Source organism: Paenarthrobacter sp. CCNWLY172, assembly GCF_037402035.1.
Lineage (GTDB): Bacteria > Actinomycetota > Actinomycetes > Actinomycetales > Micrococcaceae > Arthrobacter.
Genome location: NZ_JBBEGB010000006.1, coordinates 80,189 through 94,556, shown reverse-complemented (window position 1 = coordinate 94,556; position 14,368 = coordinate 80,189). Strand labels below are relative to the sequence as shown.

The following is a 14,368-nucleotide window of genomic DNA, read 5'->3' as shown; positions in this document are numbered from 1 at the left end:
GCAGGGTCAGTCCGCCCCACATGGGCTATGTGGATAAACCGCCGGATGATCAGTCCGTTGGCGTGCTGCTCTCCCCCACAATGACAGCCAGAACCCCCAGGCCGGCATGAGCCGCCAGGACGGCAGGCAAGGCACTGATTTGCGGCGGCGGGCAGTCGGGGCATTTCTCGTTCAGCCGGGCGGCGAGGGCTTCGGCCTCCATCTGGTTGCCAAAGTGGTGTACTGCCAGGCGCTGCTGTCCGTGCGGGCGGGAAGCAACATCCGCTGCAACGATCTCCTCCAAGCGAGCTACGGCGCGCACGGCGGACCTGACCTTTTCCAGCGGAACGATCTTGCCGCCGTCGACGGCCAGGATGGGCTTGATGGCGAGGACCGTGCCCAACAGGGACGCTGCCGCACCGATCCGCCCACCACGGCGTAGCTGTTCCAGGCTGGGCACGTAGAAGTAGACCTTGGTGCGCTCCATGCGCCGCTCGGCGAAACCACGGACTTCGGCAGCCTCTTGCCCATCGGCAGCAGCAACCACGGCACTTTGGACCCCCATGCCCTGCGCCATGCCCACCGTGCGGGAGTCCACCACTTCCACCGGAATGCTGACGCGGGCCGCAGCCAGTCGGGCAGCATCGGCGGTTCCGGAGAGCTCGGACGAAATGTGGATGGAAACCACTGACTCGAAACCGCGACGCTGGGCAGCGAGGTAGGCCTGCTCGAATTGTCCGGGTGATGGCCGGGACGTTTTCACCGAGGCACCCGAGGCCAGGGCCAGCGATAAAGTCTGGGTGATGTCGTCTTCGCCCTCGCCATAAATTTCGTTCCCCACCATGACGGGCATGGGAACAACAGCGAGCCGTCCGTCGGCGGTAAAGGCCGAGACCCAGTCCGAGGGAAGCGCAGCCGCCGAATCCGTGACTACTGCTGTCTTGACGACGGCGGCCAACGGTACGTCAGCTGCTGGAACCGGCACAGTGGGCTGCCTAAGGCGCGCCACTCTTTCCTTGAGCCATATCCATGCGGGTGGTTCTCGCTCAGGCACGCAACCTCCAAAGATGATGGCCGGCCGCCGGCAGACTGCCGGCGGCCGCATTGTCCCTGCTAGGCGGGGACGATGTTCACCAGTTTAGGTGCCCGGACGATCACGGTCCGGATGCCGCGACCGTCCATGGCACGCTGGACGTTTTCCGAAGCCAGGGCAAGTTCCCGCAAGGCGTCCTCAGTGATGTCAGGCGACACTTCCAGGCGATCGCGAACCTTGCCCTGCACCTGAACCACAGCGGTGACGGTATCCTGCACCAGCAATGCTTCGTCATGCTTCGGCCAGCCTGCATTCGCTACGGAAGCAGGGTGGCCCAGGGTGTTCCACAGGTCCTCGGCTGTGTACGGAGCAAACAGGCTCAGGATGACCGCAACGGCTTCCACCGCTTCGCGTACGGCGGGGTCTGCGGCACCTGCACCGGAATCAATGGTCTTGCGGGTCGCGTTCACCAACTCCATCAGGCGGGCCACCACGACGTTGAACTTGTTGTTGTCCAACAGTTCCGCGGCATCGGCGATGGTCTTGTGCGTGACAGTGCGCAGTACGCGGTCGCCAGCAGCCGGATCCACACCCGGCTCGCTGCTGACGTCCTGGCCAAGCCGCCAGGCCCGGGCCAGGAACTTGGCAGAACCCGACGGCGAAACGTCGGCCCAGTCGACGTCGTCTTCCGGCGGGGAGGCAAAGACCATGGTGAGGCGCACGGCGTCGACGCCGAACTTGTCCAACTGCTCGCCGAGGTCCACACCGTTGCCGAGGGACTTGCTCATGGCCTTGCCGCCGTTGAGCACCTGGCCCTGGTTGAGCAGCGCCGAGAACGGTTCATTGGCTTCGATCAGGCCGATGTCCTTGATGACCTTGGTGAAGAAGCGGGCGTACAGCAGGTGCAGGATGGCGTGCTCAACGCCACCTACGTACTGCCCGACCGGCATCCAGTTGTTGATCTTTTCGGGATCGAACGGGCCCTCGGTGTAGTCCGGGGACACGAAGCGCAGGAAGTACCAGGACGAGTCCACGAACGTATCCATGGTGTCGGTATCGCGCTGCGCAGCGCGGCCGCAGTTGGGGCACTCAACATTGACCCACTCGACGGCGGCGGCCAACGGGGAGGTCCCCTTGGGCGAGAGCGCCTCACCCCGCAGGTTATCGGGCAACCTGACGGGCAACTGGTCATCGGGGACGGGAACTTCGCCACATTCGCCGCAGTGGATGATGGGGATGGGCGTACCCCAGAAACGCTGACGGCTCAGCAGCCAGTCACGCAAACGGAAGTTGACGAATTTCTCGCCGGTTCCCAGCTTCTCGAGGATCTCGATCGCTGCCGGAATGCCCTCGGACTTGGACAAGCCGTCCAAGTCGCCGGAGTTCTTCAGTGTGCCTTCGCCGGCAGTGGCCACGCCGGTCTCTGCGGGATCTTCGGCGCCTGTTTCCACCACTGCCCGGACGGGCAGGTTGAAGGCCTTGGCGAAGTCGAGGTCGCGCTGGTCATGCGCAGGCACGGCCATGATGGCACCCGTACCGTAGTCGGCCAACACGTAATCAGCGGCCCATACCGGGAGCTTCTCGCCGTTGAGCGGGTTGATGGCGTAACGGCCGGTGAAGACGCCGGTCTTCTCGCGTTCGGTGGACTGGCGCTCAATTTCGGAGAGCGCCTTGACCTTTTCGCGGTACGCCATGAGTTCGTCGTGCTGTTCCGGAGTCACCAGGTCCAGCGCCAGATGCGCATCTGCTGCAACAACAAAGAACGTTGCGCCATAGAGAGTGTCAGGACGGGTAGTGAAGACCGCGACTTCGCGCTCGGCACGCTCTTCCGTGGCTTCGATGACGAACCGCACGTGCGCGCCTTCAGAGCGGCCGATCCAGTTGCGCTGCATGGCCAGGACACGCTCGGGCCAGTGCCCTTGCAGCTGGTCCATGTCCTCCAGCAAGCGGTCAGCGTAGTCGGTGATCTTGAAGTACCACTGGTTCAGCGACTTCTTGGTGACGGGTGTGCCGCAGCGTTCACAGGCGCCGTTGACAACCTGTTCGTTCGCCAGGACGGTGAGGTCCTTGGGGCACCAGTTGACCGGCGAATCCTTGCGGTAGGCCAATCCGCGCTCGTAGAAGCGCTTGAACAGCCACTGCGTCCACCGGTAGTACTCGGGATCCGAGGTGTGGATGCGCCGGGACCAGTCGGCGGAGATGGCGTATCGCTTGAAAGACGCCGCCTGGGTGTCGATGTTCGCGTAGGTCCACTCGCTGGGGTGCGCGTTGCGCTTGATCGCGGCGTTCTCCGCGGGGAGGCCGAAAGAGTCCCAACCGATGGGGTGCAGGACGTCGAAGCCCTTCTGGCGCAGGTATCGCGCCACCACGTCGCCCATCGCGAATGCTTCGGCGTGGCCCATGTGCAGGTCACCGGAAGGGTAGGGGAACATGTCCAGCACGTAGCGCCGTTCCCGCGAACCGTCGTCGGCAGGAGTAAAGACCTTGAGGTCTTCCCAGACTTGCGGCCACTTGGCTTCCATCGCCGCGAAGCTGTAGACGCCCTCTTCAGGCGCTTCAGCTGCGGCTGTCTGTGCTGTTCCGGTCTCTGTCTCCGGCTGAACGCTCACTGCTGCCCTCTTCTGTTCTTCGATGGCGGTTTTGCCTCCTGCTGCGGTCCCGGATAGCCCCGGACACACAAAAGCCCCTCAACAATGGAGGGGCGGCCGCACGGCTGATAAAAGCCGGGCGGCTAGCTAAGCAGAAGGATCTCACGCATACCAATACCTTACCCCACCAAACCCGTGGGCCGGGTGCAAGACGTCCGTACGCCCAAGAGGTGTTCCGGGGACTCCGCGCCATGGTGTGGTGGGCACCGCGAAGCGGGCGGGCGGGAGTCCCCGGAACCTCTGTCGAGGTCAGACTACTTAACGTCCTCGTCGACCCAGTCCATTGATTTGGTCACGGCCTTCTTCCAGAGCCGCAGCTGACGCTCCTGCTCTTCTGCCGGCAGCTGCGGTTCCCAGCGCTTGTCTTCGTTCCAGTTGGCGCTGAGCTCACCCAGGTCCTTCCAGAATCCGACGGCGAGACCCGCCGCGTAGGCAGCGCCGAGGGCCGTGGTTTCCACCACCTTGGGACGGACCACCGGTACGCCCAGGATGTCTGCCTGGAACTGCATGAGTGCCTCGTTGGCGACCATGCCGCCGTCGACCTTCAACTCGGTGAGCGGAACACCCGAGTCCGCGTTGACGGCGTCCAGCACCTCGCGGGTCTGGAAGGCAGTTGCTTCCAGCGCGGCGCGGGCAATGTGGCCCTTGTTGGCGAAACGGGTCAGGCCGACGATGGCGCCGCGGGCGTCCGCGCGCCAGTACGGCGCGAAGAGGCCGGAGAAGGCGGGGACGATGTACACGCCACCGTTGTCCTTGACACCGGCAGCCAAGTCCTCAACTTCCGGAGCGGAGCTGATCATGCCCAGGTTGTCGCGGAGCCACTGGATCAAGGAACCGGTGACCGCGATGGAACCTTCCAGGGCGTAGTGCGGCTTGGCGTCGCCCAGCTTGTATCCCAACGTGGTGAGGAGGCCGTTCTTGGAGTGAACAATTTCCTCGCCAGTGTTGAAGATCAGGAAGCAGCCTGTGCCGTAGGTGTTCTTCGCTTCGCCGGCCTGGAAGGCTGCCTGGCCGAAGGTGGCCGCCTGCTGGTCGCCCAGGATGCCTGCTACCGGAGTTTCCCGAAGGAGCTGGGAGGTGTGGACCTGGCCGTAGACCTCGGAGGAGGACTTGATGGCCGGCATCATGGAGGCCGGAACGCCAAAGACGTCCAGGATTTCCTGGTCCCATTGGAGCGTCTCGAGGTCCATGAAGAGGGTGCGGGATGCGTTGGTGACATCGGTGACATGGACGCCGCCGTCCACACCTCCGGTCAGGTTCCACAGAACCCAGGCATCGGTGTTGCCGAACAGGAGGTCGCCGGCTTCCGCACGTTCGCGGGCACCGTCGACGTTGTCCAGGATCCACTTGATCTTGGTGCCGGAGAAGTAGGTGGCCAGCGGCAGGCCCACCTTTTGCTTGAAGCGTTCGAGCCCGCCGTCCTGGGCCAACTGGTCCACGATCGGCTGGGTGCGGGTGTCCTGCCAGACGATGGCGTTATAGACAGCCTCACCGGTGTTCTTGTCCCAGACAACCGCAGTTTCACGCTGGTTGGTGATTCCGACGGCGGCGATGTCGTGCCGCGTCAGGTTCGCCTTGGACAGGGCGGAGGCAATAACTTCCCGGGTGTTGTTCCAGATTTCGGCGGGGTTGTGCTCAACCCAGCCAGCCTGCGGGAAGATCTGCTCGTGTTCCATCTGGCCGGTGGAGACGATGTTGCCGGAGTGGTCGAACACGATGGCGCGGGAGCTGGTGGTGCCCTGATCAATGGCGATGACGTATTGATTCATGGTGACGTCCTTGTCTTAGTGATGGTCGTTGCTGGTTACTCAGTGGTGATTGAGGGTGTGTGCGGTTCGGTACGGGCAGGATCAGCCGGCGACCGCAGGCATGATGTCGGGAACCCACAGAGCTACGACGCCCGCAAGTGCGCCGCCAACCAGCGGTCCAACAATGGGGATCCAGGAGTAGGCCCAGTCGCTGCTGCCCTTGCCCTTGATGGGAAGGAGGGCGTGCGCGATGCGGGGGCCGAGGTCACGTGCAGGGTTGATGGCGTAACCGGTGGGGCCACCGAGGGAAACGCCGATACCGACAACGAGCAGTGCCACGGCCAGCGGGCCGAGTCCTGAGGGGGTACCGCCGAAGGTCAGGATGACGAAGACCAGGACGAAAGTGCCGATGATCTCTGTGACGAGGTTCCACGGGGTGGAACGGATGGCGGGACCGGTGGAGAAAGTACCCAGCTTGTTGGCTGCCAGGGGTTCTTCATCGAAGTGCTGCTTGTATGCGAGCCAGCAGACAACCGCACCCAGGAAGGCACCCAGCAGTTCGGCGCCGAAGTACGTCAGGGTGGACGCGAAGGTGACGGCTACGTCCGGGGCATACTCTGCCTTGCCGTTGACCAGCAGGCCCAACGTCACGGCCGGGTTCAGGTGCGCACCGGACTTTGCAGCCACGAAAACGCCCGCGAAGACCGCAATACCCCAGCCCCACGTCACCATCAAGAATCCAGCGTTGTTGCCCTTGGTGCCTTTGAGCGCAACGTTTGCCACGACGCCGCAACCCAACAGGGTCAGCATCATGGTTCCGAATACTTCGGAAAGGAAAACAATTCCAAGAGACATCTTTGACTCCTCATTTTTCTGTTATCAGCCCCCTCGCGGGTGAAGAGGCCGTTTGGGACGGTTCCGCTCTCCGGAACCGTCCCGGTGTGGTGGTCCCCTGTCGGGCCCACCTACCCCATTCCGCCCCTGCCGCACGTTGGGACGGTCAAGCTGTTTCCGCTGCTTGGGCTCAGGCTACGAGACTGTGCACGTCAACCTTGTGGAACCGCTGCAGTACTTCCTGGGCGTGGCGGATTTCTGCTTCACGGGCGGCAGCATCCCAGCCGAGCGGTTCGGCCAAGGCGGCGGCAATTTCGTTCAGCAGCTCACCGGTGACCAAGCCACGGAACGCCAGGGACGTCCTGCGGATAAGGACGTCCACCAAGTGCCCGATCTGCTCATGCTCGGCCATGAACTCCAACTCACGGACGCTGAGTTCACGCGTTGACCGCAATGGCTGGTCATGGCCTGCGTTGAGGTACGCGATCACCGCGTCAGCCCGCGTACCGTAGCGGGTCAGCAGCCCGGCAACCCGGTCAGCGTCCAGGCCCGGACCCATGTGCTTCTTGATCCATTCCTGTTCGCCCTGTTCAGTGGCAGGGAAGCCGGCGCCGCCGCCGATGGCGAGTTTCGCCGTCGAGACTTTGCGTTCCATGCCGAGTTCACGCAGGACGTCGTTGGTCATGTGCTCGGCCAGGGCGCGGAACGTTGTCCACTTGCCGCCTACCAAGCTGAGTACGACGGCGGCCTTACCGCCTGGCGTGGCTACCGCACCATCGCCGGTGCGGACGCTGCGCTCGATCCGGTAGTCCCTGGAAACGAAGCCGGGCTGGGTTTCGTCGTGACGGGGCAACGGACGGACGCCGGCGAAGCTGTAGACAATCTGGTCCCGCTCCACCTTGATGGTGGGGAACACGTGTCCTACCAGGTCGAAGAAGTAGTCGATCTCTTCTTCGGTGCACACGGCGTCTTCGGACATGTCCGCGTCGACGTCGGTGGTGCCCACCAGGACGCGGTCGCCCATCGGGTAGATGAGGACGATGCGGCCGTCGGTGTGTTCGAAGAAGATCTCCCTGCCGTTGCAGGCGGCAAGAAGTTCCGGGTGGTCAAGGACAATGTGGGAGCCCTTGGTTCCGCCCATGAACTTGCTGACGGCACCCATGGCCTGGTTGGTGAGATCCACCCAGGCGCCTGTGGTGTTGACGATCACGTCTGCCTTGAATTCAAATTCCTTGCCGGTCAGTTCATCGCGGAGGAGAACCCCGTCCGCGCCCATGGAAACGAGTGACACATAGTTGCTGGCGCGGGCGCTTCCACCGGGAAGTCCGCCGCCCAGGCCTGCCTTCTCGCCATCCTGAAGGACATCGAGGGTCAGGCGTTCGGGGTTGTGGACCGAGGCATCAAAGTAGGTTGCCGCGTACTTGATCCCCGAGTGCAGCTTGGGAAGCTCGGCCAGGGCCCGGGTCCTTCCACGGAACTGGTGGCGGGGCACACTTCCTCCGTCACGGGAGAAGAAGTCATACATGCTCAGGCCAACCTTGATGAGGAATGCGCCGCGTTCCTTGGGCTTGCCCTGCTTGTGGGTGAGGAAACGCATGGGTGCGGAAAGGATTCCGGAGAAGGTGCTGAAGATGGGGATGGTGGTCTGGAGCGGCTTGACGTAGTGCGGTGCAATGCGCAGGAGCCGGTTGCGCTCCACCACGGATTCCTGGACCAGGCGGAACTCGCCATTTTCGAGATAGCGGATGCCACCGTGGATCATGTGCGAGGAAGCACCACTGGCACCTTGGCAGTAGTCGCCGCGTTCAACAAGCGCCACATCCACACCTTGCAGGGCCAGGTCGCGGAACGTTCCTACACCGTTGATGCCGCCGCCAATGATAAGTACCTTGGCCGAGGGCCGCTCCTGCAGCGCAACGACGGAGTCGCGCTCTGTGTGCCGTGAGGTACCGGAAATCCTGTTGTGTCCCAAAACTGCTCCCTTGGGCTTGGTTCGTGCGCCGCGCCACTCGCTGCTGCACCGTTCACCACTAATCTTGCGAAGGTGGAAAATGGAGTCAAGCTATTTGCACAAACGTGCAGGAAGGAAATGAGATGGCACGATCACGTCACTCGGATGCGCTCCGGGCTGCACAGATGTATTACCTCCAGGACCTGACCATGGACGCCATCGCCCGGGAGCTGAGAACGTCCCGGTCCACGGTGTCCCGGCTGCTGTCATCGGCACGCGAAACCGGCCTTGTGCAGGTACAGATCAGGAGCCCTTTTGACACCGGACCCGAACTGGAGAGCCAGATCCGCAACCAATATGGAGTGGACGTCCATGTGGTTCCCGTGTTGGACACGCTCAACGAAGCAGAGACCCTGGACCGCGTTGCCATGCAGGCCGCGCGAACAATAGGCCCCCTGGTGGACTCGAACGCCATCATCGGCGTGGCCTGGGGTGCGACGCTGAGTGCGGTCAGCCGGCATCTCACGCGGAAGGTGACGCACGACAGCATTGTGGTCCAGCTCAACGGTGCTGGAAACATGCAAACCACCGGCATTACCTACGCCAGCGACATCATGCGCCGCTTCGGCAGCGCCTACGGTGCACGGGTGGAGCAGTTTCCTGTTCCGGCATTCTTTGATCATGCATCCACCAAGACGGCCATGTGGAATGAGCGCAGCGTTCAACGCATTCTTGATCTGCAGGCACGCATGAGCATCGCTATATTCGGCGTGGGTTCGGTGGATTCGGACTATCCCAGCCACGTCTATGCCGGCGGTTACCTCGATGAACGCGACCTCACCATGCTGGCCGCCGATGACGTGGTGGGCGACGTCGCCACGGTATTTTTCCGCAGCGATGGATCGTCGGACGGCATCACCCTCAACGAACGGTCCACGGGCCCCAGCCATGAGCAATTGCGGCAAGTCAGGCGCCGCATTTGCGTGGTGTCCGGTGCCTCCAAGATCAATGGACTCCAGGGAGCACTGGCCGCCGGGCTGGCCACGGACCTCATTTTGGACGAAGCCTCGGCCCGGCGACTTGTCAGTTTCAATGGCCACTCCTGAAGCATTCGTGCAAGGAATGGGTAGAGTCTTTGCTATGAGATTCCCGTCCCGGCAGACATTGAACAACGGCGTACAGATGGACAGCCTGGGATACGGACTCTATAAAGTGCCCCCGAAGGACGCCGAAGCACTGGTAGCCACAGCCCTGGGCGAGGGGTATCGGCGCTTTGATACGGCCGCGATGTACGGCAACGAGGTCGGCGTCGGACGAGCCATCGGCGGCGCAGTCGGAGATGCCGCGGAAGCCAACAGGGGAACGGGCGGTTCCGGAGAATCCGTTCACACCCTTGCACGGGAGGACCTCTTCGTCACCACCAAGGTCTGGAACGATGACCACGGCTACGACGCCACCCTTCGCGCCTTCGACACGTCCATCTCAAACCTTGGGCTCGACTACGTGGATCTTTACCTCATTCACTGGCCCTGTCCCCGACGTGGACTGTTGGTGGAGACGTGGAAAGCCATGGAGACCTTGTACAGGGAAGGCAAAATCCGGGCCATTGGTGTTTCCAACTTCCAACCCGGCCACCTGGACGATTTGATGCAGAAGGCCGAAGTAGTCCCGGCCGTCAACCAAATCGAGCTGCACCCCTGGTTGCAGCAGACCAGGTTGCGCACCTTGCACGAACAACTCGGTATACGCACTGAGGCGTGGAGCCCACTGGGCAGAGGGCAGGTACTGGTGGATCCGGCCATCATCCGCCTGGCGGCGAAGTACGGCAGGACTCCTGCGCAGGTTGTTCTCCGCTGGCATCTCCAACTGGGGAACCTGGTCATCCCGAAAGCAAGCTCTGCAGGCCGTATCAAAGAGAACTTCGCCGTTTTTGATTTCGAACTCGACGCCACGGACATGGACGGCATCGCAGGGCTTGAGCGGCACCATCGAACCGGATCGCATCCGGACAATGTGAATTAGGAACAGCTGCATGGAAAAAGTGGACACCGCCAACTCCCCCGAAGGAACACAGGCCCCCACATTCTTCAGCGAAGCCCTTCCAGGGCGGACTGTAGCTTCGGACATTGATGTTGACGGCAGCAACGTGGCGTATTGGACGTACGAACCGGTCACCGTCACCCCCAAAACCCGTACCATCCTGGTGATCCACGGATTCCGGGGAGACCACCACGGGTTGCTCCGGGTGGCCGACCAGCTCCCGGAAATGCGGATCATCATGCCGGACCTGCCGGCCTTCGGAAGCTCCGATCCGTTCGTTGATGATGAGCACACTGTTGAACGCTACGGTCAGTTCATTTCCAGCTTCATGTCAGCGCTCGGCCTCGGGCCAAAGACCGTGTTGCTGGGCCACTCCTTCGGCTCGATCGTCGCCAGCCACTTCGCAGCGACGCACCCACACGCCATCTACCCGCTGATCCTGATCAACCCCATTGCCGCGCCCGCGCTGGAGGGTCCAAAGGGCATCATGACCAAGCTCGCTGTGCTGTACTACCAGGTGTCGGCCAGGCTTCCGCGCCCCCTGGGTCTCGCAATCCTTCGTAACCGGGCGATCGTGCGCATCATGAGCATCACCATGGCCAAAACCAAGAACAAAGCCCTGCGCCGTTTCATCCACGGCCAGCACGACGCCTACTTCAGCGCCTTCGCCGACAGGAAGAGCCTGCTGGAATCCTTCAAGGCCTCCGTCTCAGGACACGTGGCCGAGGTTGCCGAACAACTCACCCTCCCGGTGCTCCTTGTGGCCGGTGAGAAAGATGAGATCGCCACCCTTCCCAACCAGTACAAACTCATGGAGCGCCTTCCGGACGCGAGGCTGGAAGTCATTCCCGGCGTCGGGCACTTAATCCACTATGAGACGCCGGTCCCGGCGGCAGAAGCCATCCGCACCTTCCTGGAGGAACATCCCGCGTGAAAATTGTCATCGACGCCCGCTTTACCAGGACGGACCACCACGATGGCATCAGCCGCTACGGTTCAAGCCTCATAGCCGCAACATCCAAAATCGCCGACGTCACCATGCTGATCAGCGATAAGCGCCAACTTGCCCTGCTGCCGGACGTCCCCTACGTGCTCGTCAACAGCCCGTTGTCACCCGTCGAACTCTTCGTAGCCCGCAAGGTCAATCCCCTCAACGCCGATGTGGTGGTGTGCCCCATGCAGACCATGGGCACCTTCGGCCGCCGGTACGGCCTGGTGCTCACACTCCACGACCTCATTTACTACCAGCACCCGACACCCCCTGGCTTCCTGCCCGCACCCGTGCGTTTGCTGTGGAGGCTGTACCACAAGGCCTACTGGCCGCAGCGTCTCCTGCTGAACCGAGCGGATATCGTGGCCACCATCAGCCGAACCACTGAAGCGTTGATGGCCAAATACAAACTGACCAAACGGCCCGTCCGGATAGTCGGCAATGCCCCTCAGCCAGGTCAGTCGCCGCGCGATCCTGGCTCCGGCGCAGATAAAACCCTTCTCTACATGGGTTCGTTCATGCCGTACAAGAACGTAGAGACGATGATTCGGGGAATGGCCGGATTGCACGATTACACCCTGCACTTGCTCAGCCGCATCACCCCGCAACGTCAGTCTGAACTTGAGGCTATGGTTCCCACCGGAGCCAAGGTCCAGTTCCACAACGGCGTCACCGACGCCCAGTACGACGAACTGCTGCTGAGGGCAACTGCCCTGGTCAGTCTCTCCCGCGCTGAGGGGTATGGCTTGCCGTTGGTGGAAGCCATGGCACTGGGAACCCCTGTCATTGCCAGCGACATTCCGATCTTCCGTGAAGTGGGCGGAGACGCTGTCAGCTATGTGGACCCCGGATCACCTACGGAGTTCGCCGGCGCTGTGGCTGCGCTCGGTGACGACGCTCTCTGGCAGCAGCGCTCCCGCCAGTCCGTTAAGCGGGCATCCGAATTCACCTGGGACGAGTCGGCGCGGCAACTGCTTGCTGCAGCCGAGGAAGTCGTGGCACTGCGCAAACGCCGGGCCTAGGGATCCCCTAGAGGACGTCCACGCCGTCCAGGCGAAGTTGTACAGGACCCCACGTGCGCTTGGCGGCGCTGGCAGCCTTCACGGCCCGCAGGGCACGCGTGGCTTCCGCAGCGTCGCCGTACGGCAGGAAATACAACGTCCGGACGTCCTCATCTGCCTCGCTGGAGGCGCCCTGCGAGGCCCCTGGGTAAAGCTGAACCGGCGCAGGACCGGCCTTCCGGAGCTTGTTGCCCGACGGCAACGTCGCGGTAGCTTCAAAGGCATCCGCGAAATGCCCGACGTCGGCCCTGGTACCGGTAATTGACGCCACCCGCACCGCTGGGGGCAAATGGAGTTCCTTCCTCAGCGCCAGTTCACGTGATGCGAAGCCCGGCGCGTCCCAGCGCAGCAGCGCACCCGTGGCGACGGTATCGTCAGCCGTGATCACCACGAGGCCCCCCTCGTGGGCAGGTTTGACCAAGGCAGCGGCATTGAACCAACGCCTGACGGTGTCCTCCCCCGCCCGGAGGTTTTCCCTCCGGAGCAGCGAGTTGCCGTCCAACAGCAGAGCGGCAGCATAGCCCCCTGGAGCCACAGGCTCGGCTCCCACGGTTGCCACCACAAGGGCAGCAGTATCGGGAACTGTTGCCTTGATGTGTTCACCGGAGGAAGTCACCACAGCCTTGCCAGGGAACGCACGGCCCAATTCCTCTGCGGTGCGCATGACGCCGACTGCGCCACGACGCAGCCGGGTTCCGCTGCAGTGGGTGCATCTCCACTGGGGCGCCGGTGTGGAGCACCACCTGCACGCAGGTATGGCGGAGCCGCTGGAAACCGCCAGCGGCCCTTGGCAGGCGTTGCAGCGGGCCAGTTCCCGGCACGTCTCGCAGACCAGCGACGGCGCATATCCGGCGCGTGCCACCTGGACCAGGACAGGCCCGCGCTCCAAGCCTTCCTTGGCCGCACGCCACGCCGAGCCCGGCAAACGGGCGATCCGTGCCAGGGGATCCCGTTCCTGCTCGAAACTGTCGGCGGTGTTCAAGACCCGCGGAACAGTCGAACGCACCACGTTTCGTGGCGCTTCAATGGCTACGGCCCACTGCATCTCGACCAGACGATGGAGCTCGGTGCTGCGGCTATGGGAAGCCATGAGGCACGCGGCGTTCTCCTGCTCGGCACGCAGCAGCAAAACTTCCCGGGTGTGCGCGTACGGTGCCCGTTGCTCAATGTGGAGATCGTCACCGTCATCCCAGCACACCACCAGGCCAAGGTCGCGTACAGGCGCATAGGCAGCCGAACGTGTGCCGATGGCTACCCCGGCGGATCCATTCAGCAGCCGAAGGAAGTTCCGGTAACGGGGCGTCTGCCCGTCGTCCGCGGTGAGCCGTGCGACGTCGGACTTCGGCAGGACCCTCTCCAGGGCGGCTTCCAGTTGCTCCAAGTCCCGGTAGTCAGGCACGACCACCACGGCGCCCCGTCCCGAGGACCGCACCGCAGCAACGGCGGAAGCAACAAGTGCGGGCCACCCGTCCGGACCGAAACCCTGAAGCGCCGTGAGGACAGCCTTCGGCGAGCCGCCACTGGCGAGGTGCTGCAAATAGGGGGCCCCGTTGGAGTACGAAGCCCATGCGTGGGCATCACTGTCCGGCGCCGGATCCACCACGGCCTCATCTGAATCTCCGGACAGCAACTCCTTCTCCACCTTGGCGATACGGGGAGGAACAGCAGTCCGAAGGACATCGCTCAGTGTTCCGGCGTACCTGGCAGCAACCCTGGCCGCGAGCTCTGCAATGGCCGGGGTAAGGACAGCCACCGGCGAGACGACTTTGTGCAGGGCCGTCAACGGGTGAGCCGCGTCGGAGGTCGCGCGCCGCTCTGTGATGTAGCCGTTCAGTTCCTGGCCGTTGAACTTGACCTTGACCCTTACCCCGGGGGCAGCCGCTTCGGCCAGCACAGCTGGAACACTGTAATCGAAGGGCCGGTCCAGGTGGGGCAGGGAGGACTCCAGAACCACTCGGGCAACGGGGTCCGTTTCTGCCAGGGGCGGGCCGTTGACGGGCAGGCGGTCCGGGAAACCTTGCAGCAGCGAGGGTTGAAGCAGGGACGGCTGGGCCTCGGGTCCTGCCATGCACTTCACCTCCAA

Annotated in this window: 10 protein-coding genes; 4 read left to right on the top strand and 6 right to left on the bottom strand. The window is 63.1% G+C overall.

The window, feature by feature from the left end:
* Positions 1–49 precede the first annotated feature (49 nt).
* From WBN73_RS11020 to WBN73_RS11000, 5 genes are all read right to left on the bottom strand, one after another.
* Positions 50–1,084: a DegV family protein gene (locus tag WBN73_RS11020; RefSeq protein ID WP_337340272.1), complete on the bottom strand. Its 1,035-nt coding sequence runs from the start codon at positions 1,082–1,084 to the stop codon at positions 50–52.
* Between the two features lie 8 nt (positions 1,085–1,092).
* On the bottom strand, positions 1,093–3,621 hold the full coding sequence (gene leuS, locus WBN73_RS11015; RefSeq protein WP_280622916.1) for a leucine--tRNA ligase: 2,529 nt from the start codon (positions 3,619–3,621) through the stop codon (positions 1,093–1,095).
* Between the two features lie 293 nt (positions 3,622–3,914).
* A complete protein-coding gene (gene glpK, locus WBN73_RS11010; RefSeq protein ID WP_207593650.1) occupies positions 3,915–5,429 on the bottom strand; it encodes a glycerol kinase GlpK in 1,515 nt (504 codons plus the stop codon).
* A gap of 81 nt (positions 5,430–5,510) precedes the next feature.
* Positions 5,511–6,263: an MIP/aquaporin family protein gene (locus WBN73_RS11005; protein ID WP_207593651.1), complete on the bottom strand. Its 753-nt coding sequence runs from the start codon at positions 6,261–6,263 to the stop codon at positions 5,511–5,513.
* Between the two features lie 169 nt (positions 6,264–6,432).
* The gene (locus WBN73_RS11000) at positions 6,433–8,214 is read right to left on the bottom strand and encodes a glycerol-3-phosphate dehydrogenase/oxidase (RefSeq protein WP_337340271.1); all 1,782 of its coding nucleotides are present in this window, start codon (positions 8,212–8,214) and stop codon (positions 6,433–6,435) included.
* A gap of 122 nt (positions 8,215–8,336) precedes the next feature.
* On the opposite strand from WBN73_RS11000, the gene WBN73_RS10995 reads away from it, so the two are divergent.
* The 4 genes from WBN73_RS10995 to WBN73_RS10980 are packed head-to-tail and all read left to right on the top strand — an operon-like array spanning position 8,337 to position 12,246.
* Positions 8,337–9,299 carry a sugar-binding transcriptional regulator gene (locus WBN73_RS10995; RefSeq protein WP_207593653.1) on the top strand — a complete coding sequence of 321 codons (963 nt, stop codon included), beginning with the start codon at positions 8,337–8,339 and terminating at the stop codon, positions 9,297–9,299.
* A 34-nt stretch (positions 9,300–9,333) separates the two neighbouring features.
* Positions 9,334–10,215: an aldo/keto reductase gene (locus tag WBN73_RS10990; RefSeq protein WP_337340270.1), complete on the top strand. Its 882-nt coding sequence runs from the start codon at positions 9,334–9,336 to the stop codon at positions 10,213–10,215.
* A 10-nt stretch (positions 10,216–10,225) separates the two neighbouring features.
* Positions 10,226–11,167, top strand: coding sequence for an alpha/beta fold hydrolase (locus WBN73_RS10985; RefSeq protein WP_337340269.1), 942 nt, complete (start codon positions 10,226–10,228; stop codon positions 11,165–11,167).
* Positions 11,164–12,246: a glycosyltransferase family 4 protein gene (locus WBN73_RS10980; protein WP_337340268.1), complete on the top strand. Its 1,083-nt coding sequence runs from the start codon at positions 11,164–11,166 to the stop codon at positions 12,244–12,246. The genes WBN73_RS10985 and WBN73_RS10980 overlap by 4 nt, the downstream gene beginning before the upstream one ends.
* A gap of 7 nt (positions 12,247–12,253) precedes the next feature.
* Here the strand turns inward: WBN73_RS10980 and WBN73_RS10975 are convergent, their stop codons facing one another.
* The gene (locus WBN73_RS10975) at positions 12,254–14,353 is read right to left on the bottom strand and encodes a primosomal protein N' (protein WP_337340267.1); all 2,100 of its coding nucleotides are present in this window, start codon (positions 14,351–14,353) and stop codon (positions 12,254–12,256) included.
* Between the last annotated feature and the right edge of the window lie 15 nt (positions 14,354–14,368).